Here is a 25415-nt window from a genome sequence, read left to right on the forward strand (position 1 = left end):
CGACGGCGCTAGGCGTCACGGACGAACAGCAGGCCGTCCAGGCGGGGCAGGTGGGCCGGGTCGAGCGGGGCGTAGCCGAACCAGGGCGACACCCGCGCCGGGGCGCCGGCGTCCAAGTCGCGGGGGTCGACGACGGTGGTGGCGGCCGGGCCGGCGTACAGGATGCCCTCGATGGTGTCCGGCGGCGGAACGTCCACGCCCTGCGCCCGGTAGGTGCCCAGCGCGGTGGCCACGAACGCGTAGCCGGCGCCCAGGGTGGTGGAAACCTGCGCGCCGGCGCTCCACCAGGCGCAAAGGTGCGGGCCCATCCGCATCGTGCTCTTGTCGCGTTGCAGGTGGGCGTTCTGGGCGTTGGCCAGGGTCGGGCCGCGGCCGGCCAGCGCGCGCAGGTTGGCGGCCATCATCGCGTCGCGGATGCCCAGCAGCCGCGACAGCCGGCCGGCGCCGGGGTCGGCCATCCAGTAGTGGTAGCGCAGCAGGCCGGTGGCGGTACGCGCGAACAGCAGCGCGCGGAACCACTCGTCCGGCGACGACACCGCGATCAGGTGCGGGCCGTGCTCGTCGAGCAGCGCGGACAGGTCGGCGGCCAGGATGCGCAGCCGGTCGGCGGCGGGGGTGCGGCCGATGGACCGGGCCGGGTCCAGCATGGCGGCCTCGTCCGGCCAGGCGGCGTCGTCGCCGAGCAGCTCGTCGAGGGCGGCGGCGGTGCACGGCAGCAGGGCGGGGTCGAGGCGGGCGGTGAGGAAGCCGTGCAGCGCGGTGAGCGCGGCGCGGGGACTGGCGGCGCCGGTGATCTCCAGCGGGCCGTCGAAGCCGGCGAAGCGGACCCGGTCGGCGGCGGGACGGCCGGTGTTGAAGCCGCGCATCCACTCGACGAGGTCGCGGTTGCCGCCGAACGCGCCCCACTCGTGACTGAGGCCGCGGGCCAGCACGTCGTCGAGGGTGCCGTCGCCGCCGGTCACGTAGTCGTCGACGAGCAGGCCGGCCAGACAGTCGGTCTCCAGGGTGATCGTGCGGTAGCCGGCGTCGGTGACGAGCTCCCGGAACAGCTCATTGCGCGCGCGCAGGACGCCGGGCGCGCCGTGGGTGGGCTCGCCCACGGCGAGCAGGGTGGGCCGGGCCGGAAACAGGTCGAGGACGCTGGTCATACCCGTCAACGATATCCTTGAACTTTCGGTGGAGACTTTTTCGCAACAGACGACGGTAACATGCCTCAAAACCCTCAAGCGGCGGTACGGCTGAGGCCGATCGACCTGGCGCGAGCGCACGGCCTGTCGGCGCAGGCGGTCCGCAACTACGAGGCCGACGGCATCCTGCCGCCGGCCGGGCGCACCGCCTCCGGCTACCGCACCTACACGCCGCGGCACGCGCGGGCGCTCGGCACGTTCCGGGCGCTGGTGCCGGGGCACGGCCACCACGCCGCGACGGCGATCATGCGGGCGGTCCACGGCGGCATGGTCGAGGAGGCGCTGCGGCTGGTCGACGAGGGCCACACGGTGCTGGCCGGCGACCGGCGGACCCTGCGGGCGGTCGAGGCCGCCCTCACCGACCTCGCCGCGGTGCCGGCGGTGCCGGCGGTTCCGACGGTTCCGGCGGCAGGGATCATGGCGGCGCCGGCCGGACGGACGTCAGCGACAGTTCCGGCCGCGGGGGACATGACGGCAGGGGACATGACGGCGGGGGACATGACGGCGGGGGACATGACGGCGGGGGACATGACGGCGGGGGACATGACGGCGGGGGACATGACGGCGGCGGGTGGGCGGGGGGAGATGTTCGTCGGTCCGCTGGCCGGACGGCTCGGGGTCCGGCCGGCCACGCTGCGCAAATGGGAGGCGGCCGGCCTCGTCACGCCGCGCCGGGACCGGCGGACCGGCTACCGGGTGTACGCGGCCGCCGACGTGCGCGACGCCCGGCTCGTGCACCAGCTGCGCCGCGGCGGCTACCGGCTCGCCGCGATCGCGCCGGTGATCGCCCAGGTGCGGGCGGCCGGCGGGGTCGCACCCCTGGCCGGGATGCTCGCCGACTGGCAGGCCCGGCTGACCGCCCGCGGGCGGGCCTTGCTGTCCGGCGCGGCGGCGCTCGACGCGTACCTCCGGGAATTTTCCTGAGAAGGTGTCGAGAAGCCGGTGGCGGCTCCGTCCCAGGGCGACCCACCGAACGACGAGGAGTCACACCGTGCAGCCGAACGAAGTCGCCGAGGTCCTCGACCGCCCCTACAGCCGGCAGCTGCTGGCCCGGGACCTGACCCGCCTGGCCTACGTCGCCAAGGACGGCACCCCGCGTACCATCCCGATCGCGTTCACCTGGAACGGCACCGAGATCGTCATGTGCACCAGCACCAACGCCCCGAAGCTGGCGTCGCTGCGCCGCAACCCGGCCGTCGCGCTGACCATCGACACCGAGGTGCACCCGCCGAAGATCCTGCTCATCCGCGGCACCGCCGAGCTCGACACCGTCGACGGCATCCCGCAGGAGTACCTGCAGATGAACGGCACCTACCAGATGACCGCCGAGCAGCGCGTCGCCTGGGAGCGGGAGGTGCGTTCGCTGTACGAGAGCATGGTGCGCATCGTGGTGACCCCGACCTGGGCGAAACTGATCGACTTCGAGCAGACACTGCCCACCGCGGTGGAGGAACTGGCCCGGCGGCGGGCCGAGAAAGGCGTGACGGCATGAAGTACCTGCTGCTCAAGCACTACCAGGGCGCTCCCGAAGCGGGCGGCGCGGCGGCACCGATCGACCGGTGGACGCCGGCCGAGGTCGACGCGCACGTGCGGTACATGGCCGGCTTCGCCGACCGGCTGCGCGAGAGCGGCGAGTTCGTCGACGAGCGGGCCCTGGCCCCGGACGGGGCGTGGGTACGCGCCGGCGGCGAGGGCCGGCCGCCGGTGGTCGACGGGCCGTTCGCCGAGACGAAGGACCTCATCGCCGGCTGGATGATCATCGACGTGGAGTCCTGGGACCGGGCCGTCGAACTGGCCGCCGAGCTGTCCGCGGCGCCCGGCGCCGGCGGCCAGCCGATCCTCGAATGGCTCGAGGTGCGGCCGCTGCTGGGCACCCTGCCGACCGTCACCGAATGACCGGCGCGCCGTGAACGACGCGCTGGTGCGGGAGCTGGTGCCCGCGGTCATCGGCGTCCTCGTCCGGCGCGGCGCGGACTTCGCGTCGGCCGAGGACGCCGTGCAGGAAGCCCTGATCCGGGCGCTGGAGACGTGGCCCGCCGACCCGCCCCGCGACCCCAAGGCGTGGCTGGTCGCGGTGGCCTGGCGCAAGTTCGTCGACGCCGCCCGCGCCGACGCGTCGCGCCGCGGCCGGGAGCTGGCCGTCACCGCCGCCGCGGTCGACGCGCCGGTCCCGGCCACCGACGACACGCTGCGGCTGTACTTCCTGTGCGCGCATCCCTCGCTGCCGTCCAGCGCGGCGGTCGCGCTGACGCTGCGGGCGGTGGGCGGGCTCACCACCCGGCAGATCGCGGCCGCCTACCTGGTGCCGGAGGCGACCATGGCGCAGCGGATCAGCCGGGCCAAGCGCAAGCTCGACGGGGTGCCGCTGGACCAGCCCGGCGATCTTCCCACGGTGTTGCGGGTGCTGTATCTGGTGTTCAACGAGGGGTACGGCGGGGACCTCGACCTGGCGGCGGAGGCGATCCGGATCACCCGGCAGCTGGCCGCGCTGACCGGCGGCGAACCGGAGGTGGCCGGGCTGCTGGCGCTGATGCTGCTGCACCACGCGCGCCGCGAGTCCCGCACCGGCCCCGGCGGCCGGCTGATCCCGCTGGCCGCGCAGGACCGGTCCCGCTGGGACACGGCGCTGATCGCCGAGGGCGTGACCGTGCTGCAGGCGGCGCTGGCCCGCGACCGGCTCGGCGAGTACCAGGCGCAGGCCGCCATCGCCGCCCTGCACGCCGACGCGCCCAGCGCCGCCGAGACCGACTGGGTGCAGATCGTCGAGTGGTACGACGAGCTGCTTGCGCTGACCGGCAGCCCGGTGGTGCGGCTGAACCGGGCGGTGGCGGTGGCCGAGGCGGACGGGCCGCAGGCCGGCCTGGCCGCCCTCGACGGCGTCGACCCGCAGCTGCCGCGGTACACGGCGGTGACCGCCTACCTGCTCGAGCGGGCCGGCGACCTCGACCGGGCCGCCGACCGGTACGCGGCGGCGGCCCGCGCCGCGGCCAGCATCGGCGAACGCGACCACCTGACCCGGGAGGCGGCCCGGGTCAGGCAGCGGGCGCGCGGTCAGGCCTGAGTCAGGATCACCAGCTCCTGGGTGGCGCGGGTCATCGCCACGTACCGGTCGACCGCACCCTCGACGCCCTCCACTTCCTCGCCGGACGACGCCGGGTCGACCAGCACCACCAGGTCGAACTCCAGGCCCTTGGACAGCGCCGGGGTCAGCGACCGCACCCGGGCCGAGCCGCGGAACGACGGGTCGCCGATGACGCAGGCGATGCCCTCACCCTCGGCGTGCGCCTCCAGCCAGCCCGCGAGGACCGCGTCCCGCTCGGCGTAGGTGCCGTAGCGGACCGGCACGCCGCCGCGGATCGAGGTGGGCACGTTCGCGTCCGGCAGCACCGCCCGGATCACCGGTTCGGCCGCCTCCATCACCTCCCGCGGGGTGCGGTAGTTGACCGTCAACGACGCCATCGACACGTGGGGCAGGCCGATCCGGGCCAGGCGCTGCTCCCACGACTCGGGGAAGCCGTGCCGGGCCTGCGCCCGGTCGCCGACGATGGTGAAGCTGCGCGACGGGCAGCGCAGCAGCAGCATCTGCCACTCGGCGTCGGTCAGCTCCTGCGCCTCGTCGACGACGATGTGCGCGAACGGGCCGGCCAGCCGGTCCGGCTCGGCCCGCGGAAGCACCGCCTCGTCGACCAGCGACTCGCGCATGTCCCGGCCCGTCAGCATGGTCCACACGCCCTCGCCGTCGTCGAACGCGACCGCGTCGAGCAGGTCGTCGACGACCCGGCTCATGTTCTCCCGCTGGGCCGCCAGCAGCGCCTCCTCCCGCCGCCGGCGCCGCGACGTCTCCGGGTCGCCCAGCCGCTGCCGGGCCGCGTCCAGCAGCGGCAGGTCCGCCACCGTCCACGCCCGCGGGTAGGGCCGCTGCAGCAGCCGGATCTGCTCGACCGACAGCCACGGCGCGCACCGGCGCAGGTAGGCGGGCACCGACCAGAGGTCGGCGACGATGTCGGCCGCCTCCAGCAGCGGCCACGACCGGTTCAGCGCGGCGCTCAGCGCACGGTCGCGGGCGAGCTGCCGGCGTACGGAAGCCTCGGTCTCCTCGCCCTGGTATTTCGCCACCAGGATGGTCAGCAGCTGCTCCCACACCTCGTCGCGGGCCTCGTTGTGCGGGGTGCCCGGACCGGGCGCCGCGAACGCCTCGGCCCAGTCGTCCGCCGTCAGCCGCAGCTGCTCGTCGCCGGCCTCCACCGTCGTCGGCGTGACCGGCGGCTCCTCGTAGAACCGCACGGCCGCCTCGACCGCCGTCACCATCCGGGCCGACGCCTTCAGCCCGGACACCGCGGGGTCGGTCTCCGGCGCGGCGGCCGCCCCCTCGGCGACCAGATCGCGCAGCGTGCACGTCTGCACCCCCTCCTCGCCGAGGCTGGGCAGCACGTCCGCCACATAGGCCAGGTACGGCTCGTGCGGGCCGACGAACAGCAGCCCGCCGTGCCGGTGACCCAGCCGCGGATCGGCGTACAGCAGGTACGCCGAACGGTGCAGCGCCACCACCGTCTTGCCGGTGCCCGGCCCGCCGTCGACCACCAGAGCCCCGGCCGAGGAGGCCCGGATGATCGCGTCCTGGTCGGCCTGGATCGTGCCCAGCACGTCACGCATCCGGGCCGACCGGTTCCCGCCGAGACTGGCGATGAACGCCGACTGGTCGTCCAGCGACGCCCGGTGCCCGTCGAGGCCGTCCGCGGTGAACACCTCGTCCCAGTAGTCGGTGACCCGCCCGCCCGTCCACCGGTAGCGGCGGCGGCTGGCCAGGCCCACCGGGTGGGCGTGGGTGGCGGCGAAGAACGGCTCGGCGGCCGGCGACCGCCAGTCCAGCAGCAGCCGCCGCCCCCGGTCGTCGGTCAGCCCCAACCGGCCGACATACACGGGGTCGCCGCCGTCGGCCGGAACCATGTGCCCGAGGCACAGGTCGAGCCCGAACCGGCGCAGCGCCCGCAGCCGGCCGGACAGCCGGCGCACCTCCTGGTCGCGGTCCAGCGCCCGCCGGCCGATCCCGCCCGGCGCCCGCCGCGCCGCGTCCAGCCGCTCGGACAGGTCGGCGATCGACCGGGCCAGGCCGGCGGCGATGTCGGCGAAGTGCTCCTCGTCCCCGGCGATCAGCGCCGGGTCGGCCTTGGCCGACAGCCGCTCGGGAAGCGCGAACACGCTGTCAGTTCCGGTCCTCTGCACGCGGCAGCCCCCATTTTGCGTCGCTTTCGAACACCTAGGACGGCGATTGTGCGCGCTCACGGGGGTCTTGCCGCAAGCCCGGGGGTCCGCTATACCTTGAAAGTGGAGGGAAGTGTTTCCCCTGGCGAGAGCCTTCTCGGTGCCCATCTTCACGGCGCCCGTCTTCTTGGCGAGGGCATGGAAGGCGCGGTCTACGCGATCGACGAGACGCGGGTGGCCAAGCGCTGGTTCACCGGAAACGTTCCGGGTCTGCGCCGCATTGCGGCTTTCTACGACGCGCTGTCCGGTCTCGGGCTGTCGTTCGCCGTGCCCCGGATCGAGTCGATCGACGTCGTCGACGGGCAGGTGGTGACCGTCGAGCGGCGTTTTCCCGGCCAGCCCCTGCGGCCCGGTGCCGGCCGGCTCGGCGACGAGGCCCAAGATCGGGAGGTCCAGGATCAAGAGGCCCAGGATCTGATCGTGGCGCTGGTGGCCGAGCTGGCCGGCCTCGGGCCGCTGCCCGAGGCGCGGGTGCTGCCGGTGCTCGGCGGCGACGAGCCGCTCGCGCGCGGCGGGGACTTTCCGCAAGCTCTGGCCCGGCTGGCCGCCCGGCGGGTGACGCCCGTGCTCGGCGCGGCGGTCGGGCGGCTGGACGCGCTGATGGCGGCGCTGCCGGCCCGGCTGCGGGAGGTCGACACCGGGGTGCGGTCGGTGATCCACGGCGATCTCATCCCGGGCAACGTGCTGGCCGGCGAGAGCGGCATCGCCGTGCTGGACTGGGGTTTCCTCACCGCCGAGGGCGACCCGGCGTTCGACGCCGCCGTCACCGCGGCGATCTTCGACATGTACGGGCCGCGGGCGCGCGCCACCGAGGAGGCGCTGCTGGACCGGATGCCCTACGACCGCACGACGCTGCTGGTGTACCGGGCCGCCTACAGCCTGATCACGGCCACCGCCTACGACCCGCGGGGCCGCGACGGGCATTTCGCCTGGTGCGCGGAGGCGCTGAACCGGCCGGAGATCGTGCGGGCCGTGCTGGGGTGACGGCTGCGCCCGACCGCGGCGACGACGGGCGCGCGATCGTTGCGGACGACGGCCGCGCAATCGCTGCGGACGCCAGCCGCCCAATCGTGGCGGACGACCGGCGCGCGATCGTTGCAGACGACGGCCGCGCGACCGTTGCAGACGACGGCCGCGCGACCGTTGCAGACGACGGCCGCGCGACCGTTGCAGACGACGGCCGCGCGACCGTTGCGGACGACGGCCGCGCGATCGTTGCGGACGACGGCTGCGCGACCGGCGCGGTCACCGGCCGTTCGGGCGGCGGGGGCCGGCCGTTGCCGCGTAGGCCACGGCCAGCGTCGCGGCATCCTCGGCCACCGCGGCCGGCACCCCGGTGGCGTGCGCCCGCCACCACGCGCCGGCGTAGCTGGCCGCCGCTGCGCCGCCGGCGCCGAGCATCGCCGGCAGGGCCGGACCGGCGCCGCGGCCGCGGGCGTAGGCGGCGCCGGACAGCGCGCCCAGCACGATCCGGGCGGCCAGCGGGGCCGGCGCGACCCGGCTCGGGATGCCGGGCAGCTTGTCGGCGACCAGCTCGCCGAGGGCGGCCGCCGCGACCGCGGCCGCGTACCGGCTGCGATGGCGCAGGGCGAGCGCGGCCAGCGGGGTCAGGCTGCGTCCGCCGGTTGCGGCGCCGAGCAGCGCGCAGCGTACGAGAAGGTCCATGCCGTGCGGATGCCCCGCGGCCGGCGCCGGAAACCCGGTTTGAGCGGCCCCGCGCCGGGCACCCGTTTTGGTTGAAGGGAGAACCACGTCATGCCGAGCGAGAAACGGGAACTGATCTGCGGGACCGCCTGGTACGGCACCGCGTGGCACCGGCGGCCGGAGCTCACGCGCCGGGCCGAGCGGGCCGACCCGCCGCCCCGGCCGCGGACCGCGACCACCGGCTGAGCGGCGCTGCCTCAATGCGGGCCGGGCGATCACCGGCTCAGCGATGCTGCCTCAATGCGGGCCGGGCGACCACCGCCGAGCGGCGCTGCCTCATTGCCGGCCGCGTAACCACGGCTGGGTGGCGCCGGCCTGATGCGGCCGCGCGGCCCGCGGGTCATGGCGGCGCCGGGCTCGTCCCGGCCAGTGACAGGCCGGTCTCGTCGAGGAACTCGGCCATGGCCTGCACGACCTGGGTCAGCACACCGATCGACGCGGTCAGCGGGCCGGGCACGTACATGCCGTGGTCGGCGCCGGCGACCTCGAACACGTGCGGGGTCAGCCGCCGCGCCACCTGCGGGTCCCAGTGCGGGTCGGCGGTGCCGCCGACCAGCAGGAACGGCGCGGTGGCCCGGCGCAGCGCGGCGACCTCGTGCCCGGCATGCAGCAGCGGGGTGAGCCACACGGCGGGCAGGTCACGCTCGGCGGCGAGCCCGCACGCGTACGTGCCCAGCGACTTGCCGATCAGCAGCGGGCGCTCCAGCGTGTCCAGCAGCGGGGTGACCTGGTCGCACACCCACCGCTGGGCCGGCGGCTCGAGGATCTCGGGCCGGCCGGGCGGCGTCTCGGTCCACTGGTGGCGGTGTACGCGGGCGCCGCGCAGCTCGGCCAGGTCACCGGTGTAGCAGGGCAGCGGCGACCACGGTCCGCCGCTGCGGCCGGGGATGACGACGGCGTCGGCCATCACCCGAGCCTAAAGCACGTCAGGCCGACGGTCCGAATTGGACGGCCACGCCGGGCGCGTCCGGCCGGGCCACGAGACCGTCGGTGTCGGTGAACTCGGCCAGCCGGGACCGGGCGGCCTCGGCGCTGCCGGCGCCGGAGAGCTGCACGCTGATGCCGGTGAAGGTCAGCCACACCTCGGCGCTGATGGTGGCCGGGCCGAGCCGGTCGATGTCGCCGCCGACGGTGACGGCCACCCGGATGCGGTCGCCGTCCTGCTCGATGATGCGCAGCTCGACCCGCTCGTAGCGGTGGTGCACGCCCTCGTGGTACACGCTGGACTCGGCCGGCTCGGCGAACGCCTCGCTGACCGCGGACAGCCCGGCCATCCGACGCCAGCCGGCGGCGTCGAGCGGCACCCAGTCGACCGTGAGCTCGGCCCGCTCGAACGGGATCCGGAACGTCCAGGTCAGCGCCGGCGGCAGCCCGACGGCCTGGTTGTCGAACAGCAGCCCGTGCCACTCGCCGCCCGCGGCGGGCACGAGATCCTGGGCATGCAGCCCACCCTCGTCGTCACCCACGGCCGCGAGTCTCCCACAGCCGTGCCGCCGGTCAGAACAGGGTCATCGGGGCGGCTTCGGGCAGCGGCTCGAGCGCCGGGACGCGGGCGCGTACCTGGTCGTGGAAGCGGCGGGCCAGGGCGGGCGCGTCCGCGTTGTCGGGGGTGTGCACGAAGACGGTCGGGGTGCGGCCCTCGCGCAGCCACCCGGCGGTGGTCTCGACCCAGCGCTGCCAGCCGTCGACGGTCTCGGCGGTGTCGTCGCGGCCCAGGTAGCGGATCACCGGGCGGGCGGTCAGCGCCTGGGTGCGCAGCGGCATGCGGGGCTTGCTGGTCCACGCGTCGCGCTCGGCGTCGCTGGTCGGGGGCTTGGCGAAGAAGGCGGTGGTGTCGAACGGCACCCATTCCGCGCCGGCCCGGCCGAGGACGGCCTCCAAGGCGTCCGGCTCGGCGAAGAACCCCGGGTGGCGGACCTCCACCGCGTACCGGTGCTGCTGCGGAAGCCTCCGCAGGAAGGTCTCCAGGGCCGGCAGGTCGGCGGGGGTGAACGAGCCGGGCAGCTGGATCCAGAACGCGTGCGCCCGGGGGCCCAGCGGTTCCATGGCGTCGAAGAAGGCGCCGAGGTCGGGGCCGGCTCCGGCCAGCCGGTGCTCGTGGGTGACCGTGCGGGGCAGCTTCGGCAGGAACCGGAAGCCGGGGCCGGTCTGCGCGGCCCAGCCGGCCACGGTGTCGCGGCCGGGGGTGGCGTAGAAGGTGGTGTTGCCCTCGACCGCGTTGCACCACTCGGCGTACGCCCGCAGGCGTTCGGCGGCCGGCAACGACGCGGCGACGAACCGGCCCTGCCAGGACCGCAGCGACCACATGGCGCAACCGACGTGAAGCTGCATCCGTGCACGCTAGCGTCGGCGCCGGCGGCGACGACATGCGGGTCACGCCGGGGCCGACACCAGCAGGATGCGGTCCTGGCGCACGATGAGCACCCGCCCGTCGGGGTTGGCGGCCATGAGCTCGCGGCCGTGGCGGGTGGGGAAGCCGTCGAGGGTCTGGCGGCGGCAGCCGGCGGGGTCGCAGCGCCACAGGACCTGCCGCCAGTAGGCCGGCCCGGCGGCGGCGCCGAGGGTGACGTGGAAGCCGGGGGCGGGCGCCTGTTCGGCGGCGGTGGCGTAGGCGTGGCCGCCGGCCGCGGCCACCGCGCCGGAGTCGCCGGGGACGGCGCCGCCGGGCAGGTTCTGCAGCCGGTCGCCGACGCGGATGGTGCCGGGCCGGTAGGAGACGGCCGTGCCGGCGGGGGTGGTGGTCCAGACGCTGCCGGGCTCGCCGATCAGCGTCGAGCCGGTGGGGGTGACGGCCTCCAGGCCGGTGCGGACGGTGATCTGCGGCCGGCCGTCGGCGCCGATCGTCAGGCGCAGCCGGTTGCGGTCGTCGGCGCCGTCGTCCTTGAGCTTCTCGACGGTGCCGGCTTCGCGGCGTTCGGGCTTGGTGCAGCCGACCTGGGCGCAGCGGATCAGCACCAGCCGGTACGTGGTGGCGGCCGGCCAGGCGAGAGCGAACCAGATCGCGTGGTCGGGGCCGACCGCGGCGGCGTACTCGGGCCAGCCGAACGGTTCCCGGGCGGAGGCGCGGGCCGGCAGGTAGGCGTGCCGGCAGCCGGCCCGGGTGCACAGCCCGTAGTCGAGGAACGGGCCGCCGTCGCCCATGCCGCCGGAGGTGACGGCGGCGACCACGGCGCTGCCGTCGGCGGCGATGCCGGCGCTGCCCTGCCCGTCGAAGACCGTGGCCGAGCCGGAGACGTCGACGTAGCGGTCGCACGGGTCGTTGTCGCAGAACCGGGCGCCGTCCAGGGTGGCCAGGACCGGGTGGCCACCGGCCGGCCAGGCGAGCGCGGCGGTCATGCCCGGCACGTCGGTGTGCGAGCGGACGGTGGGGGCGGCGAACGGGTTGGCGGCGGCGACCCCGGCCGGGGCGAGCAGCGCCAGCACGACGCCGGCCAGGGCGGTCCACGGCGGGCGGGCGGCCGGGCCGGCGAGCAGGCCGAGACGGGCGGCGGCTTCGGCGGTGACCGGGTAGCGGTGGGCGAGCAGGCCGGCCTGGACGGCGACCACCACGGTGCCGAGCGCGCCGGCGGCGGCCTGCCCCACGTACGGGATCCGCGTCTCGTCGAGCAGCACGAGCACCAGCAGCGGGACGGCGAGGCCGCCGAGCAGGACGGCGGCGACGCCGGCCGGGCGATCGGAGCGCCCGAGCAGCATCGGCAGCAGAATCAGCAGCAGCCGGGCCGCCGCCACCGCGGTGCCGGCGAGGACCGCCACCACCAGGTAGGGGCCGCCCGGCGCGGCCAGCCGCAGCAGCAGGTAGGCGCCGTAGCCGGCCAGCAGCGCGGCCCCGGCGAGGATCGGCAGCCGGGTGACCGCCAGCGTGAGCGCCCGGCGCGGCCGGACGGCCAGGCCGTGCCGGGCGCCGGCGGCGGTGACCGCGGCGGCGGCCAGCCCGATCAGCCAGAACACCGGCACCGCCAGCAGCTTGGCCCAGGCCCGGCCGGTGGCGTCGTCGTCCGGCACGACCGGCAGTCCGTTGATGATGACCGCGTGGTCGCGGCCGAGCAGCAGGTCCAGCGCGGTCAGCGTGATCAGGGCGGCGGCGAGCACGGGCAGCAGCACGGTCAGCAGCGGGCGGCGGTGGGTCCAGGCGAGGCGGTATCCGGCCGCGGCGTCGCCGAGCAGCCCGTTGGCGGTGGTCACGCCGCGAATATAGCGGCATCGATCTTGGCCGGTGGTCCGGTAATTCGCTGTCGTGACGCCGCGCACGGGCCCGATACTGGCCGCCGGGTCAGGCACGCATGAGTGAGGTGGAGTGGGATGAGCCGGACGGTGCGGGTCACGGTGAAGGGGTCGTTCGACGGGCTGAGCGCCGGGCAGCTGGCCGAACTGGTCGCCGAGCAGGACCGGCACAGTTTCCTGCACACCGAGTACACGCCGGAGGGCTATCTCGCGTACGACCTGCCCGCCCGCCCGTTCTTCACGTTCCGGTTCCTGGCGCAGGCCACCGGCGAGGACGAGATCCCGCTGCTCGCGCTGGAGGCCGAGGAGAAGGCGGCGGCGTGGATGGCCGCCCGCGGCTACCCGGTGAAGAACCTGACGTCGCAGACGGTCGACATGTCCGAGGTGCCGCTGGGCAAGCGCGGGCGCCGCGAGGCCGGCCGGTGAAGCTGCATCACGGCGAGCTGGACATCACCGGCGACCTGGTGCGGCGCCTGCTGGCGGCGCAGTTCCCGGCCTGGGCCGGTCTGCCGCTCACCCCGGTCGCCAGCGGCACCGAGAACCTCATGATCCGGCTCGGCGAGGACATGGTGGTGCGGCTGCCGCGGATGCCGGGGGCGGTGACCGCGATCCGCAAGGAGCATCGGTGGCTGCCGTTCCTGGCGCCGCGGGTGCCGCTCGAGGTCCCGGTTCCGCTGGGGCTGGGGTCGCCGGGCCCGGACTTTCCGCTGCCCTGGGCGATCTACCGCTGGCTGCCCGGCCGGCACGACATCACCGATCTGCCGGCGGCGGCCGCGGCGCTGGGCGGTTTCGTCGCGGCGCTGCACAAGGCCGACCCGGCCGGGGCGCCGGCGGCCTACCGCGGCGGGTCGTACGTCACCCGGGACGGCGAGGTCCGCGCCGAGCTGCGGGATTTGGCCGGCGGGGCGTGCGGCGGCGTCGACCTCGCGGCCGCGGCGGCGCGGTGGGAGGCGGCGCTGCGGCTGCCCGCCTGGGACGGGCCCCCGGTGTGGCTGCACAGCGACCTGCTGCCGCCCAACCTGCTCGGCCGCGGCGGCGCGCTCGCCGCGGTGATCGACTTCGGGTGTGCCGGGGTCGGCGACCCGGCGGCGGACCTGATGGCGGCCTGGACGGTCTTCGACGCCGCCAGCCGGCCGATCTTCCGCGACGCGGTGGGCGACGTCGACGACGACACCTGGGAGCGGGGCCGCGCGTGGGCGCTGGTCTTCGGGCTCGGCGCCTGGCACTACTACCGGCGGCGGAAACCGGACTTCGCGGCCCTGGGGCGACGCACGGTCAACCAGACGTTGACGCCCTGATAGCGTCAACCTAGAGTTGACCGCGTGACGCAGATCATGCCGCCGGTGTGGCTCGACGACCTCATCACCGCCATCCACCGGGCCCGGCCCGACGACGTGCTGCTGCGCCTGCAGGACGCGGTGCTGCTCGGCGATCATCTGGGCGAGCTCGCCGACCACCTGATCGGGCATTTCGTGGACCAGGCGCGCCGGTCGGGGGCGTCATGGACGGAGATCGGGCGCAGCATGGGTGTCACCAAGCAGGCGGCGCAGAAGCGGTTCGTGGCCAAGGGCGACCAGGGCTTCGAGCGGTTCTCGGCGCCGGCCCGGGCGGCGGTGGTCGCGTCGATGAACGTGGCGAAGGCGGGCGGGTACGGCGAGATCCGCCCGGAGCACCTGCTGCTCGGCGTGCTGGAAGTGCCGGACGGTCTGGGCTCGCGGGCGCTGGCCGCGCTCGGGGCCGATTCCGGCGCCGTGCGGCAGGCGGCGGTGGCGGCCCTGCCCGCGCCGGCCGGGGACGCACCCGGCCTGGTGCCCTACGACGCCCGGTCGCGCAAGGTGCTCGAGCTGACCTTCCGGGAGGCGCTGCGGCTGGACCAGCAGCGTGTCGGCACCGGGCACCTGCTGCTCGCGCTGCTGGAGGAGGGCGTCACGGTGGCCGGGGTGACCAAGGACGGCGTCGACGCGTTCCTGCGGGATGCGCCGCAGGAGCCGTCAGCCCAGGGGGAAGACGGCCCGGGTCAGCCATGAGCCGCCCGGCTCCTCGCGGCCGGTGATCAGCCGGACGGCGTCGACCCGGGCGTGGATCGGCAGGTACGGCAGGATCGCCTCGCCGGCCGCGGTCAGCTCCTCGACCGGGTGGCCCTCGCCGATCGTCAGGTGCGGGACGACCTCGTCGAACGCGCCGCCGTACGGCAGGTAGCCGGGGAAGTGGGCGACGACCTCGGCGGTGAGCCGGCGGAACGGCTCGGCCGGGTTCGGCGACAGCCACACCGTGCGGTCGCCGAACCAGTCGATGCCGTCGAGCGTCAGGAAGAACGCGGGCACCCCGGCCACGATCCGTTTGAGGGTGGCCAGCACGTGCTCGTCCAGCTCGGCGGCCGGCAGGAACGGGTACAGCACCGTCACGTGGGCGGGCACCCCCCACGCGGCGGCCAGGTCGAGGCGGTCGCGGTGCTTGGCGACGGCCGGCTCGGCCTCGGGTATCGGCACGATCAGCGCGCTGCGGGTGGCGTCCATGTGTGCATTGTCGCGGCCCCGGCTATCGATTATCGATATCTGCCGCCCCTGACGGATGTCATGGCGGCGAGATGACGCGCGGCCCCCGCCCGGCGCCGGCGGCCGGGACACGATGTGGTCATGACGCTCACCGCCACACCTGGCACCCGAGACCGCGGCATCGCCGATCCGGCCGTCGACCTCGACGGCGTGGTCAAGCGCTTCGGCCCGGTCACCGCCGTCGACGGCATCAGCCTGAAGATCCGCCCGGGCGAGGTGGTGGCCCTGCTCGGCCCGAACGGCGCCGGCAAGACCACCACCGTCGACATGCTGCTCGGCCTGGCCCAGCCGACCGAGGGATCGGTGCGGGTGTACGGCCGCAAGCCGCACGACGCCGTGGCGCTGGGCCTGGTCTCGGCCGTCATGCAGACCGGCGGCCTGCTCAAGGACTACACCGTCGAGGAGACGGTCAAGCTGACCGCGGTGCTGTTCGGCAAGCCGCCCTCGGCCGTCGGCGAGGCCCTGGAGCGGGCCGGGATCGCCGACATCGGCAAACGGCTGGTCGGCAAGTGCTCGGGCGGCCAGCAGCAGCGGCTGCGGTTCGCGATGGCGTTGCTGCCCGACCCCGAGCTGCTGATCCTCGACGAGCCGACCACCGGCATGGACGTCGGCGGCCGGCACGACTTCTGGCAGGCGATCCGCCGGGACGCCCAGGGTGGCCGTACGGTCATCTTCGCCACCCACTACCTGGAGGAGGCCGACGCGTACGCCGACCGGGTGGTCTTCGTGCGCCGCGGCCGGATCGTCGCCGACGGCACCGCCTCCGAGGTCAAGGCCCTCGCGTCCGGCCGCACCGTGCGGGCCACGCTGCCCGGCGCGGCCGAGACCGAGCTGGCCCGCATCGAGGGCGTGGAGACGGCCGAGGTGCGCGGCGACACGATCTACCTGCACGGCCGCGACACCGACGCGATCGCCCGGCACCTGCTGACCGCGACCGCGGCCCGCGACCTGGAGATCACCTCCCGGAACCTCGAAGAAGCCTTCCTCACGCTCACCGCCGACTCCGAGGAGCCGAAATGACCACCCTGTCCGCCGAGCCGCGCAACCTGCCCCGCCTGGGCGGCTTCACCTTCGGGATGATCAAGCTGGAGTTGCGGCGGATGATGCGCAACCGGCGCACCGTCATCTTCACGCTCATCATGCCCGCCGCGTTCTTCCTGCTCTTCGGCACCAACTCCGCGTCCAGGCACGAAGCGGTCGGCGGCGGCAACGTCACCGGCTACATCCTGGTCAGCATGGCCGTCTATGGCGCGATGCTGGCCACCACCAGCGGCGGCGCGATGGTCAGCATCGAGCGGGCCGCCGGGTGGAGCCGGCAGCTGCGGCTGACCCCGTTGAAGCCGGTCGCCTACATCGCCGTGAAGCTCGTCCTCGCGATGATCATCGGGTTGGTGTCGGTGGCCGTGGCCTTCCTCGTCGGGTCGGTATCGGGGGCCCAGCTGCCGGCTCACGCCTGGATCGCCTGCGGCGTGCTGGCCTGGGTGTGCGCGCTGGTGTTCGCCGCGTTCGGCCTGTTCATGGGCTACCTGCTGCCGAGCGAGAACGTCATGCAGATCCTCGGGCCGGTGCTGGCGGTGCTGTCGTTCGCCGGGGGCCTGTTCGCCCCGCTGGACACCTTCGGCCACACCTTCGCCACCATCGCCAAGTTCACCCCGGTCTACGGGGTCGGCGAGATCGCCCGCTACCCGCTCACCCAGGACGGCAACCTGGGGCTCGCCGTGCTGAACGTGGTGGTCTGGACGACGGTCTTCTCGGTCGGCGCGATGTGGCGGTTCCGCCGCGACACCGCCCGCGTCTGAGCCGGTATAGCGTCCATGGCCATGGAGGAGACCCCCGAGCGCGACTGGGGCCGGCGCTTCGGCTGGCTGTTCGCCGCCGTGTGGCTGTTCTACCTGGCCGAGCCGCTGCAGGCGCTGGCCGGGCACCGGGACCTGCTGTGGCGCACGGCCGGGATCGTCGCCCTGGTCGCGTTCGGGATCTTCTACCTGATGATGGTGCGGCTGGCCAGCTCGGTGCGGCACTCGCCGGTGCGGCCCCGCCGGTACGTGCTGCGCGCCGCCGCCGGGATCCTGGTCATGCTCGCCCTGTTCGGGCTGACCGTCCCCGGCGCCGGAGCGCACGCGCTGTCCTGCCTGGTGTACATCGCCGCGTTCGGCATGGTGGCGCTGCCGCTGCCGGTGGGCATCGCGCTGGCGGTGTTCCTGACCACCTTCGCCGAGACGCTGCCGGCGCTGGTGCCGGGCTGGCACGACAACGGCTACGGCCTGGCCGTGCTGCTCGGCTCGCTGGCCACCCTGGGCTTCCGGCTCGCCGCCGAGCGGCAGCGCCGGCTCACCGCCACCCAGCAGGAGCTGGCCGACCTGGCCGTGCAGAACGAGCGGGCCCGCATCGCCGCCGACCTGCACGACATCCTCGGCCACTCGCTGACCGTGGTCACCGTCAAGGCCGAGCTCGCCCAGCGGCTGCTCGACGTCGACCTCGACCGGGCCCGCAAGGAGCTGGCCGATCTGGAGGGGCTGGCCCGCGACGCGCTGGCCGATGTGCGGTCCACCGCCATGGGGGTGCGCGGCATCTCGCTGCCCGGTGAGATCGCCGCCGCCCGGGCGGCTCTGGCCGCCGCGAACGTGGAGGCGACCCTGCCGGGCGCGGCCGACGAGGTGCCCAGCCGCAACCGGGAGCTGTTCGCCTGGACGATCCGGGAGGCGGTCACCAACATCGTGCGGCACAGCCGGGCCCGGCACGCCTCGGTCGTGATCACCCCCGGCTGTGTGGAGATCGTCGACGACGGGGTGGGTCCCGCGGCCGCGCGCGGGCACGACGGGCAGGGCCTGGCCGGGCTGCGCCGGCGGGCCGAGGCGCTGGGCGCGAAACTGACGGTGGGTCGCCGCGACGACCAGCCGGGATTCCGGGTACGGGTGGAGGTCCCCACATGATCAAGCTGCTGCTCGCCGACGACCAGGCCCTGGTCCGCGGCGCGATGGCCGCCCTGCTCGACATGGAGGCCGACCTGAAGGTCGTCGCCGAGGTCGGCCGCGGCGACGAGGTGCTGGCCGCCGCCCGCGACCACGACGTCGACGTCGCCCTGCTCGATGTCGAGATGCCCGGCCTCGACGGCGTCGCCGCCGCCCGTGAGCTGCACAAACACCTGCCCAAGACGAAGGTGCTGATGGTCACCACGTTCGGCCGGGCCGGCTACCTGCGCCAGGCGATGGCGGCCGGCGCGTCCGGGTTCATCGTCAAGGACACCCCGGCCCGGCAGCTGGCCGACGCGGTCCGCCGGGTGCACGAGGGGCTGCGGGTGGTCGACCCCGAGCTGGCCGCCCAGTCGCTGGCTCAGGGCGAGTCGCCGCTGACCGAACGTGAGACCGACGTGCTGCGGGCCGCCCGCGACGGCGGCACGGTCGCCGACATCGCCCGCGACCTGCGCCTGTCCGAGGGCACCGTGCGTAACCACCTGTCCTCGGCGATCGGCAAGACCGGGGCCCGCACCCGGGCCGAGGCGGTCCGGCTGGCCCTGGACAACGGCTGGCTGCTGTCTTGAGATAACCGGGCCCGATGCAACCGGGCCGCAACCGTGAGTGACCGTTCGTTGCACCCGGCGACGCGAAAAGTTCTCCCCGCAACCACACAGGGGGGAACCGCACATGAGCGCCGCTACGAAGACCGTCACCCGTTCCGTCACCGTCGAGCAGGAGACGCTCATCCGGGAGAACATGGCTCTGGTCGGCCACATGGTCCGCGAGATGCTGTTCAAGGTTCCGCCGCACGTGCACCGCGACGACCTCGCCTCGGCCGGCTACACCGCGCTGGTGACGGCCGCCCGGGCGTACGACTCCTCCCGCGGCATCCCGTTCGGCCGGTTCGCCGCCGTCCGGGTCCGCGGCGCCCTGCTCGACGAGCTGCGCAGCATGGACTGGGCCACCCGCTCGGTGCGCTCCCGCGCCCGCCGCGCCGACACCGCCCGGCAGGAGCTGACCACCAAGCTCGGCCGCACCCCGACCCCGACCGAGCTGGCCGAGCTGCTCGGCGTCGCGGTCAGCGAGCTGGCCACCGTCGACGAGGACGTGCAGCGCGCCGCCGTGCTGTCGCTGCAGGGCTTCGCCGCCGGCACCGCCGAGGACATGGTCACCGAGTCCTCGCTGAACCCGGAGGAGATGCTGCTGCACCGCGAGCGCATCGGCTACCTGCACGACGCGGTCGCCGTGCTGCCCGAGCGGCTGCGGTTCGTCGTCGAGGCCTCCTTCCTGCAGGAGCGGCCGCTCGCCGAGGTCGCCGCCGAGCTGGGCGTCACCGAGTCCCGCGTGTCGCAGCTGCGCACCGAGGCCCTCGCCCTGCTCAAGGACGGCCTGGCCACCCACATGGAGCAGCAGGAGACCGGCACCGCCAAGGACGGCTGCGTCGCCCGCCGCCGCGCCGTCTACGCCGCGCAGATCGCCGCCCGCAGCACCATGGCGACCCGGCTGTCGGCCACCGACGCGCAGGGCTTGCGCAAGGCTGCCTAATATCGCGGCGTGACCTCTTCGGTGAGCGTGGTGGAACTGCAGGACATCCGGGACGCGGCGCAGCGGATCGCGGGGGCGGCACATCGCACCCCCGTGCTCCGCTCCCGCACCCTCGACGCCCTCGTCGGCGCCCGGGTGTACCTGAAGGCGGAGAACCTGCAGCGGGTCGGGGCGTTCAAGTTCCGCGGCGCCTACAACGCGATCGCCCGGCTCACCCCCGACCAGCTGGCCCGCGGCATCGCCGCCTACTCCTCGGGCAACCACGCCCAGGCGGTCGCGCTGGCCGCCCGCGAGGTGGGCAGCACCGCGGTGATCGTGATGCCGGCCGACACCCCGGCCGCCAAACTCGACGCGGTCGCCGGCTACGGCGCCGAGATCATCACCTACGACCGGTACACCGAGAACCGGGAGCAGATCGGTCAGGCGCTGGCCGCCGAGCGCGGCCTGGCGCTGATCCCGCCGTACGAGCACCCGGACGTGATCGCCGGGCAGGGCACCGCCGCGCTCGAGCTGCTGGAGGACGCCGGCGACCTGGACGCGCTGGTCGTGCCCGTCGGCGGCGGCGGGCTGATCGCCGGGAGCGCCACCGCCGCCAAGGGCCTGCAGCCGCACATCACGGTCATCGGTGTCGAGCCGGCCGCCGGCGACGACACCCGGCGCTCGCTGGCCGCGGGGGAGCGGGTCACCATCCCGGTGCCGCGCACCATCGCCGACGGGCAGGCCGCCCCGACCCCCGGCGAGCTCACCTTCTCGGTCAACCGGCGCCTGGTCGACGACATCGTGCTGGTCACCGACGACGAGATCCGCGACGCGCTGCGCTTCGCCGTCGACCGGCTCAAGACCGTCCTCGAACCGTCCGGCGCCTCCGGGCTGGCCGCGCTGCTCGCCGGCAAGCTCAGCCCGGTCCCGGCCCGGATCGGCGTGATCCTCTCCGGCGGGAACGTGGGCGCCGCCCGGCTCGCCTCGCTGCTCGCCGCCTGAGCCGGCCCGCCGCCCGTCCCACGCCGACTGTCCCGCTCACCTACATCTGGTCGCTGAGCACCTTCGCCTCGACGGCCGGGTCGAGGCCGACCTGGTCGCGGTCGGTGCGCTGCGGTGCCTGACCGCCCCGCGACCGCAGCCAGGCCCAGGTGTCGGCGACCGTGTCCCACACCGGCCGGCAGCGCAGCCCGGCGGCGAGGGCCTTCGACACGTCGCCGCGGTGCAGGAAGTCGTGGTCGGGGCCGGGCGGCAGCCAGATCGGCAGCTGGACCCACGGCTGGATGCCGGCCGCCTCGATCACCGCCGGCGCGATCCAGCGCAGCTCGGCGCGCCGGCCGGTGACCTCGGTGGCGATGTCGAGCAGCTCGCCCATGGTGGTGTGCCCGGACTCGCTGACCACGTTGAACGGCCCGGTCCGGCCCGCCACCGCCGCGTTCCGGATGAAGATCGCCAGGTCGCGGGCGTCGATGTACTGCAGCGGCAGGATCCGCGGTCCCGGCGCCAGGGTCGGCCCGCCGCGGGCGAGCCGGTTGAGCCACCACGGCAGCCGGCCCACGTCCTCGCCGGGGCCGAGGATCAGCCCGGCGCGGGCCATCAGCACCGGCCCGTCGAAGGTGGCCGCCGCCAGCTCGCCGCGGACCTTGTCGCCGGCGTAGCCCGGTTCCTTCGGGTCGGCCAGCGGTGCGCTCTCGGTGAGCGGCGGCGGCGTGTGCCAGCGATAGACCGAGCGGCTCGAGACGTACGTGAGATGCCCCGCCCGGCCCGACAGCGAGCGCGCCGCCCGGCTCACCGCCCCCGCGCCGGCCGACCAGGTGTCGACGACCGCGTCCCAGCTCTCGCCCGTGCCCAGCGCGGCCAGTCCGTCGGGGGCGAGCCGGTCGCCGATCAGCACCCGCACTCCCGGCACCGCGTCGCGCCGGCCGCGGTTGAGCACCGTGACGTCGTCGCCGCGGGCGACCGCCTCCTCGGCGACCGCCCGCCCGACGAATCCCGAGCCGCCCAGAATCAGCAGTTTCATGGCGATCGAGGATGCCCGATGCGTTGCCGCGGCGGAAGGTTTTATTGCTCAGAGCAGAACCTCGTGAGGGCCTCGACGACGAGGGCGTGGTCGTCGGCCTGCGGCAGTCCGGACACCGTCGCGACGGCGACTACTCCGACATTCCGGATCCTGATCGGGAAGGCACCACCGTGGGCGGCATAGCCGGCCGGGTCCAGTCCCATCCCCGCGTTCAGCTCCTGGTTCTTCGCCGCCAGCCGCCGCCCGACCAGATACGACGACGCGCCGAACCGCTCGACCACCCGCACCTTGCGCTCGATCCACCGGTCGTTGTCGGCCACCGCGCCGTTCTTGGCCGCGTGGAACACCTGCTGCGTGCCCCGGCGGATGTCGATCGCGACCGGCCGGTCGCCGGCCAGCTCCCACAGCAGCGAGCCCAGCCGCCACGCGTCCTGGTTGTCGAAGCGGTCGAGGACGAGGTCCTGCTCCTGACGCTCCAGCTCGTTGATCAGATCCATCGGCCCATCATTCCCTGGGCTTGCGGACCTTCTGCAGCCAGAGCCCCAGCATCGCCCCCGCCACGAAGATCAACGCCGAGCAGCACAGCAACTTGGCGACCATCGCCGGATCACCCCTTCCGCTAGGGTCGGTACTCGTGCGCCTGGCCACCTTCAACCTGCTGCACGGCCGGTCACTGTCCGACGGCACGGTACACGCCGACCGCGTCCGTGACGCCGTCGCCGACCTCGACGCCGACATCCTCGGCCTGCAGGAGGTCGACCGGGCCCAGCCCCGCAGCGGCCTGCTCGACCTCACCGCCATCGCCGCCGAGGCCCTCGGCGCGCCCACCCACCGGTTCGCGGCCGCCGTTGTCGGCACGCCGGGCGAGACCTGGCACCCGTGGCGCTCGGCCGACGACAACGCCCATCCGCTCTACGGCATCGCCCTGGTCAGCCGCTACCCGGTGATCCGCTGGCAGATCACCGCCCTGCCCGCCGCGCCGATCCGCTCACCGGTCTACACCGGCGACGGGCTGCGCATGCTCAAGGACGAGCCCCGGGTGCTGCTCGCCGCCGTCCTCGACACCCCGGGCGGCCCGCTGACGGTCGCCACCACCCACCTGTCCTTCGTGCCCGGCTGGAACCTGCGGCAGCTGCGCCACGCCGTACGGGCCCTGCGCGCCCTGCCCGGCCCCCGCATCCTGCTCGGCGACCTGAACATGCCGGCCGGACCGGTCCGCGCCGTCACCGGCTGGCGGTCGCTGGCCAAGGCACCCACGTTCCCCAGCCCGTCACCGCGCGCCCAGCTCGACCACATCCTGACGGACCCCCGCTTCGACGTCGGCCGGGTCGTCCAGGTCGCCACCCCGCACCCGGCCGTCTCCGACCACCGGCCGCTCATCGTGCAGCTGGACGCAGATAGACGTCCTCCAGGCCGTCCTCCGGGTCCCACTGCTCACCGATCTTCCTGAACCCGAACCCGGCGATCGTCGCCCGCGAGCCCACGTTGTCGGGGCGGATGCTCGCGCGTACCGCCGACACCGCCGGATCGGCGTCGGCGCGCGCGAGCAGCGCCCGCAGCATCGCCTTCGCGTAGCCGTGGCGCCGGTGCCGCGGATCCACCGAGTAGGCCACCTCGACGATCCCGTCCGCGTCCGGCGGCCCGTGGAAGCCGCCGTGCCCGACCACCACCCCCTCGGGCTCGGCCACCGCTGCCCGCGCGATCCAGTCGGCGCTCTGCGGGTCCCGCTGGATCTGCTCGAGACGGATCTCCCACAGCCAGCGCTCGTCCACCAGGTAGGGCGTCAGGGCCACGCCCGCCGCCGCGCTCGCCGCCGCCAGATCACCGTCGATCAGGGCCGACAACGCCGCGGGGGAGAGCTTCACAAAACGAATCTCCGGCACGCCAGGCATGATCACACAGAGTGGTGATCATCGCCACGTTGGTTGTGCACAACTCAATTGTGCGCAATGATTCACGGCATGGAGGCCACCACCGGACTCGAACAGATGATCTGCTTCGAGCTCTACGCCGCCAGCCGCGCCATGACCGCCCTTTACCGGCCGTTACTCGACGAGGCCGGCCTCACCTATCCCCAATACCTCGTCATGCGCGTCCTCTGGCACCGCAGCCCCATCACCGTCCGTGACCTCGGCGCCGCGCTCCGGCTCGACTCCGGCACCCTCTCACCCCTGCTCAAACGCCTCGAAACGGCCGGCCACCTGCGCCGCGAACGCGGCACCACCGACGAGCGCACCGTCGTCATCCACCTGACCCCCGCCGGCCGCCACCTCGAAGAAGACCTCGCCGGCGTACCGGCACAGATCGCCTGCGCCGCCGGCCTCACCCTCGACGAGTTCCACCAGCTGCACACCCTGCTCGGCCGCATCCGCGCCGGCTCCGACTGAAAGGCCACCATGGAAGCCCTCTACACCGCCTCCGCCACCGCCACCGGAGACGGCCGCAACGGCCACGTCCGCTCCGCCGACGGCGTCCTCGACTTCGACCTCGCCGTACCCAAGGAGATGGGCGGACCCGGGGGAGCCCTCACCAACCCCGAAGAGCTCTTCGCCGCCGGCTACGCCGCCTGCTTCCACAGCGCCCTCAAGGCCGCCGCCCGGCTCTCCAAGATCACCCTCACCGACACCGCCGTCACCATCGACATCGGCGTCGGCCCCAACGACCAGGGCGGCTACCAGCTGCAGGCCACCATCGAAGCCGAGATCCCCAGCGTCGACCAAGCCACCGCCCGCCGGCTGCTCGAGCAGGCACACCAGCTCTGCCCGTACTCCAACGCCACCCGCGGCAACATCGAGGTCACCCTCACCCTCGCCTGAGCTCTCGCGTGAGTTACAGCCCTCGCAACGCGCGGTTGGTGCGGTTCGCCCGCACCGCCGCGCGCTGCTGCTCCGCCGTCACCTCGATATACCCCTGCGACGTCGTCAACGACGCATGCCCCAGCAACCGCATGATCTCCGACGCGTTCGCGCCGTCCTCCGCCAGCCGCGTCGCGAACGTATGCCGCAACGCATGCAACTGCGCACCCCGCGGCACCCGATCGGTCACCCCCGCCCGCCGGTAACACGACTCCACCAGATACTGCAGCCCACCCCGGCGCAGCGGAGCACCCCGCCGATCCACCAGCAGCGCATCCCGCGGACCCGCCCGCCCGAACCGCACCCGCCGGCTGTCCTGATACCGCTCGATCACCCCATCCAGCTCCGGCTCGATCGGCACCGTCCGCGGCCGCCCACCCTTACCGGCCACCTCCACCCGCCGCTCACCCGGCCGCCCCTGCACATCCCCGACCCGCAGCGCCAGCATCTCCGACAGCCGCAACCCCGCACACAACGCCAGCGCCAGCACCGCCACATCCCGCTCCGGCCACGGATCACGCTGCCGCTCATCGGCGCTGCGCACCGCCGACAGCAACTGCTCCGGCGTGTCCTCACCCCGCAACGGCTTGGGGGAGTACGGCGCCGGCCGCGGCTTGTCGACCCCCGACATCGGATTGCCCGGCAGCACCCGCTCGGTCACCAGAAACGTGAAGAACGCGTTCCACGACGACCAGGCCCGCGCCACCGACGCCGGGGCCCGGCTTGCCGCGAACCGCGCGAACGCCGCCCGCAGCGAGCGAGGGGAGAGGTCACCCAGAGTGACAACATCGTCGCCGTCGCCGTCGCCGATCAGCGCGAGGACGGCGCCGAGGTCCCGCCGGTAGGCCTGCAGCGTGTGCACGGACGGCTTGCGCGTCGCCCGCGCCGCCAGGAACTCCTCGACCAGCCCCGCCACGCGTACGTCCTGTTCGTCCTGCATAAGGAATATTATGCAGCATTTAGGGGTTTTTGGGCGGGTTGGGCGGTGGCGGGTTCCGCAGGGGCGAAGATGTTGATCGTGGCCGCCTGAGGCGTGCTGAGGCGTGCTGCGGCGCTGCCGCCCGGTCGCGTGCGCCGGTGCAGATCGGGTCTCTCGCGAGTGATCCCGTGCGACGCCGGCTCCTGCGGGA

The 25415-nt window shown here is 74.3% G+C and carries 30 protein-coding genes; 18 read left to right on the plus strand and 12 right to left on the minus strand.

Going from position 1 to position 25415, the window contains the following annotated elements:
- Nucleotides 1-8 precede the first annotated feature (8 nt).
- The gene (locus ACQP2F_RS23895; protein WP_433290825.1) at nucleotides 9-1148 is read right to left on the minus strand and encodes an erythromycin esterase family protein; all 1140 of its coding nucleotides are present in this window, start codon (nucleotides 1146-1148) and stop codon (nucleotides 9-11) included.
- A 60-nt stretch (nucleotides 1149-1208) separates the two neighbouring features.
- Here ACQP2F_RS23895 and ACQP2F_RS23900 point away from each other — a divergent pair, with 60 nt between their 5' ends.
- The 4 genes from ACQP2F_RS23900 (at nucleotide 1209) to ACQP2F_RS23915 (ending at nucleotide 4248) form a co-directional block, all read left to right on the plus strand.
- Nucleotides 1209-2111 carry a TioE family transcriptional regulator gene (locus tag ACQP2F_RS23900; RefSeq protein WP_433290827.1) on the plus strand — a complete coding sequence of 301 codons (903 nt, stop codon included), beginning with the start codon at nucleotides 1209-1211 and terminating at the stop codon, nucleotides 2109-2111.
- 67 nt (nucleotides 2112-2178) lie between these two features.
- Complete coding sequence (locus ACQP2F_RS23905; protein WP_433290829.1) at nucleotides 2179-2679, plus strand: pyridoxamine 5'-phosphate oxidase family protein; 501 nt, start codon at nucleotides 2179-2181, stop codon at nucleotides 2677-2679.
- Nucleotides 2676-3083, plus strand: a complete 408-nt coding sequence (locus ACQP2F_RS23910; protein ID WP_433290831.1) for a YciI family protein — start codon at nucleotides 2676-2678, stop codon at nucleotides 3081-3083. Before ACQP2F_RS23905 ends, ACQP2F_RS23910 begins: the two co-directional genes overlap by 4 nt.
- A 10-nt stretch (nucleotides 3084-3093) precedes the next feature.
- Nucleotides 3094-4248 (plus strand): RNA polymerase sigma factor, encoded by a 1155-nt coding sequence (locus ACQP2F_RS23915; protein ID WP_433290833.1) that lies wholly within the window; start codon nucleotides 3094-3096, stop codon nucleotides 4246-4248.
- Here ACQP2F_RS23915 and helR read toward each other — a convergent pair.
- Entirely contained in the window at nucleotides 4239-6386 is a 2148-nt protein-coding gene (helR, locus tag ACQP2F_RS23920) for an RNA polymerase recycling motor ATPase HelR (RefSeq protein ID WP_433290835.1), read from the minus strand. The two genes, ACQP2F_RS23915 and helR, sit on opposite strands and share 10 nt — an antisense overlap.
- A gap of 201 nt (nucleotides 6387-6587) precedes the next feature.
- Here helR and ACQP2F_RS23925 point away from each other — a divergent pair, with 201 nt between their 5' ends.
- Nucleotides 6588-7433, plus strand: a complete 846-nt coding sequence (locus tag ACQP2F_RS23925; RefSeq protein ID WP_433290837.1) for a phosphotransferase family protein — start codon at nucleotides 6588-6590, stop codon at nucleotides 7431-7433.
- 261 nt (nucleotides 7434-7694) lie between these two features.
- On the opposite strand, the gene ACQP2F_RS23930 is transcribed toward ACQP2F_RS23925, so the two are convergent.
- Complete coding sequence (locus ACQP2F_RS23930; protein WP_433290839.1) at nucleotides 7695-8114, minus strand: hypothetical protein; 420 nt, start codon at nucleotides 8112-8114, stop codon at nucleotides 7695-7697.
- A gap of 90 nt (nucleotides 8115-8204) precedes the next feature.
- On the opposite strand from ACQP2F_RS23930, the gene ACQP2F_RS23935 reads away from it, so the two are divergent.
- On the plus strand, nucleotides 8205-8339 hold the full coding sequence (locus tag ACQP2F_RS23935; RefSeq protein WP_433290840.1) for a hypothetical protein: 135 nt from the start codon (nucleotides 8205-8207) through the stop codon (nucleotides 8337-8339).
- A 154-nt stretch (nucleotides 8340-8493) separates the two neighbouring features.
- Here ACQP2F_RS23935 and ACQP2F_RS23940 read toward each other — a convergent pair whose 3' ends face one another.
- From ACQP2F_RS23940 to ACQP2F_RS23955, 4 genes are all read right to left on the minus strand, one after another.
- On the minus strand, nucleotides 8494-9060 hold the full coding sequence (locus ACQP2F_RS23940) for an alpha/beta hydrolase (protein ID WP_433290842.1): 567 nt from the start codon (nucleotides 9058-9060) through the stop codon (nucleotides 8494-8496).
- A gap of 19 nt (nucleotides 9061-9079) precedes the next feature.
- Nucleotides 9080-9619 carry a hypothetical protein gene (locus ACQP2F_RS23945; RefSeq protein WP_433290844.1) on the minus strand — a complete coding sequence of 180 codons (540 nt, stop codon included), beginning with the start codon at nucleotides 9617-9619 and terminating at the stop codon, nucleotides 9080-9082.
- A 31-nt stretch (nucleotides 9620-9650) separates the two neighbouring features.
- A complete protein-coding gene (locus ACQP2F_RS23950; RefSeq protein ID WP_433307596.1) occupies nucleotides 9651-10460 on the minus strand; it encodes a DUF72 domain-containing protein in 810 nt (269 codons plus the stop codon).
- 66 nt (nucleotides 10461-10526) lie between these two features.
- Nucleotides 10527-12335 carry a hypothetical protein gene (locus ACQP2F_RS23955; protein WP_433290846.1) on the minus strand — a complete coding sequence of 603 codons (1809 nt, stop codon included), beginning with the start codon at nucleotides 12333-12335 and terminating at the stop codon, nucleotides 10527-10529.
- A gap of 117 nt (nucleotides 12336-12452) precedes the next feature.
- Here ACQP2F_RS23955 and ACQP2F_RS23960 point away from each other — a divergent pair, with 117 nt between their 5' ends.
- The 3 genes from ACQP2F_RS23960 to ACQP2F_RS23970 are packed head-to-tail and all read left to right on the plus strand — an operon-like array spanning nucleotide 12453 to nucleotide 14401.
- Nucleotides 12453-12800, plus strand: a complete 348-nt coding sequence (locus ACQP2F_RS23960; protein ID WP_433290848.1) for a DUF6204 family protein — start codon at nucleotides 12453-12455, stop codon at nucleotides 12798-12800.
- Entirely contained in the window at nucleotides 12797-13672 is an 876-nt protein-coding gene (locus tag ACQP2F_RS23965) for an aminoglycoside phosphotransferase family protein (protein ID WP_433290850.1), read from the plus strand. The genes ACQP2F_RS23960 and ACQP2F_RS23965 overlap by 4 nt, the downstream gene beginning before the upstream one ends.
- Nucleotides 13673-13708: 36 nt before the next feature.
- Nucleotides 13709-14401: a Clp protease N-terminal domain-containing protein gene (locus tag ACQP2F_RS23970; protein ID WP_433307597.1), complete on the plus strand. Its 693-nt coding sequence runs from the start codon at nucleotides 13709-13711 to the stop codon at nucleotides 14399-14401.
- Here ACQP2F_RS23970 and ACQP2F_RS23975 read toward each other — a convergent pair.
- Nucleotides 14366-14890 (minus strand): 2'-5' RNA ligase family protein, encoded by a 525-nt coding sequence (locus tag ACQP2F_RS23975; RefSeq protein WP_433290852.1) that lies wholly within the window; start codon nucleotides 14888-14890, stop codon nucleotides 14366-14368. The two genes, ACQP2F_RS23970 and ACQP2F_RS23975, sit on opposite strands and share 36 nt — an antisense overlap.
- A 120-nt stretch (nucleotides 14891-15010) precedes the next feature.
- Between ACQP2F_RS23975 and ACQP2F_RS23980 the strand changes: the two genes are divergently transcribed.
- From ACQP2F_RS23980 to ACQP2F_RS24005, 6 genes are all read left to right on the plus strand, one after another.
- Nucleotides 15011-15949, plus strand: coding sequence for an ABC transporter ATP-binding protein (locus ACQP2F_RS23980; protein WP_433290854.1), 939 nt, complete (start codon nucleotides 15011-15013; stop codon nucleotides 15947-15949).
- The gene (locus tag ACQP2F_RS23985; RefSeq protein ID WP_433290856.1) at nucleotides 15946-16728 is read left to right on the plus strand and encodes an ABC transporter permease; all 783 of its coding nucleotides are present in this window, start codon (nucleotides 15946-15948) and stop codon (nucleotides 16726-16728) included. Before ACQP2F_RS23980 ends, ACQP2F_RS23985 begins: the two co-directional genes overlap by 4 nt.
- A gap of 21 nt (nucleotides 16729-16749) precedes the next feature.
- The gene (locus ACQP2F_RS23990) at nucleotides 16750-17862 is read left to right on the plus strand and encodes a histidine kinase (RefSeq protein ID WP_433290858.1); all 1113 of its coding nucleotides are present in this window, start codon (nucleotides 16750-16752) and stop codon (nucleotides 17860-17862) included.
- Nucleotides 17859-18470, plus strand: coding sequence for a response regulator (locus ACQP2F_RS23995; RefSeq protein WP_433290860.1), 612 nt, complete (start codon nucleotides 17859-17861; stop codon nucleotides 18468-18470). Before ACQP2F_RS23990 ends, ACQP2F_RS23995 begins: the two co-directional genes overlap by 4 nt.
- A gap of 103 nt (nucleotides 18471-18573) precedes the next feature.
- A complete protein-coding gene (locus ACQP2F_RS24000) occupies nucleotides 18574-19431 on the plus strand; it encodes a sigma-70 family RNA polymerase sigma factor (protein WP_433290862.1) in 858 nt (285 codons plus the stop codon).
- Nucleotides 19432-19440: 9 nt separating this feature from the next.
- On the plus strand, nucleotides 19441-20412 hold the full coding sequence (locus tag ACQP2F_RS24005) for a threonine/serine dehydratase (RefSeq protein WP_433290864.1): 972 nt from the start codon (nucleotides 19441-19443) through the stop codon (nucleotides 20410-20412).
- A gap of 40 nt (nucleotides 20413-20452) precedes the next feature.
- Here ACQP2F_RS24005 and ACQP2F_RS24010 read toward each other — a convergent pair whose 3' ends face one another.
- Nucleotides 20453-21430, minus strand: coding sequence for an NAD-dependent epimerase/dehydratase family protein (locus tag ACQP2F_RS24010; RefSeq protein WP_433290866.1), 978 nt, complete (start codon nucleotides 21428-21430; stop codon nucleotides 20453-20455).
- A 41-nt stretch (nucleotides 21431-21471) separates the two neighbouring features.
- Nucleotides 21472-21927 (minus strand): heme-degrading domain-containing protein, encoded by a 456-nt coding sequence (locus ACQP2F_RS24015; protein WP_433290868.1) that lies wholly within the window; start codon nucleotides 21925-21927, stop codon nucleotides 21472-21474.
- A gap of 137 nt (nucleotides 21928-22064) precedes the next feature.
- Here ACQP2F_RS24015 and ACQP2F_RS24020 point away from each other — a divergent pair, with 137 nt between their 5' ends.
- Nucleotides 22065-22880 carry an endonuclease/exonuclease/phosphatase family protein gene (locus ACQP2F_RS24020; protein ID WP_433290870.1) on the plus strand — a complete coding sequence of 272 codons (816 nt, stop codon included), beginning with the start codon at nucleotides 22065-22067 and terminating at the stop codon, nucleotides 22878-22880.
- Here ACQP2F_RS24020 and ACQP2F_RS24025 read toward each other — a convergent pair.
- A complete protein-coding gene (locus ACQP2F_RS24025) occupies nucleotides 22807-23322 on the minus strand; it encodes a GNAT family N-acetyltransferase (RefSeq protein WP_433290872.1) in 516 nt (171 codons plus the stop codon). The genes ACQP2F_RS24020 and ACQP2F_RS24025 overlap by 74 nt on opposite strands.
- Before the next feature lie 69 nt (nucleotides 23323-23391).
- Here ACQP2F_RS24025 and ACQP2F_RS24030 point away from each other — a divergent pair, with 69 nt between their 5' ends.
- Nucleotides 23392-23817 carry a MarR family winged helix-turn-helix transcriptional regulator gene (locus tag ACQP2F_RS24030; RefSeq protein WP_433290874.1) on the plus strand — a complete coding sequence of 142 codons (426 nt, stop codon included), beginning with the start codon at nucleotides 23392-23394 and terminating at the stop codon, nucleotides 23815-23817.
- 9 nt (nucleotides 23818-23826) lie between these two features.
- Nucleotides 23827-24246, plus strand: coding sequence for an organic hydroperoxide resistance protein (locus tag ACQP2F_RS24035; protein ID WP_433290876.1), 420 nt, complete (start codon nucleotides 23827-23829; stop codon nucleotides 24244-24246).
- Between the two features lie 13 nt (nucleotides 24247-24259).
- On the opposite strand, the gene ACQP2F_RS24040 is transcribed toward ACQP2F_RS24035, so the two are convergent.
- Entirely contained in the window at nucleotides 24260-25225 is a 966-nt protein-coding gene (locus ACQP2F_RS24040; RefSeq protein WP_433290878.1) for a tyrosine-type recombinase/integrase, read from the minus strand.
- Nucleotides 25226-25415 lie beyond the last annotated feature (190 nt).

The organism is Actinoplanes sp. CA-030573 (assembly GCF_050951115.1).
GTDB lineage: Bacteria > Actinomycetota > Actinomycetes > Mycobacteriales > Micromonosporaceae > Actinoplanes.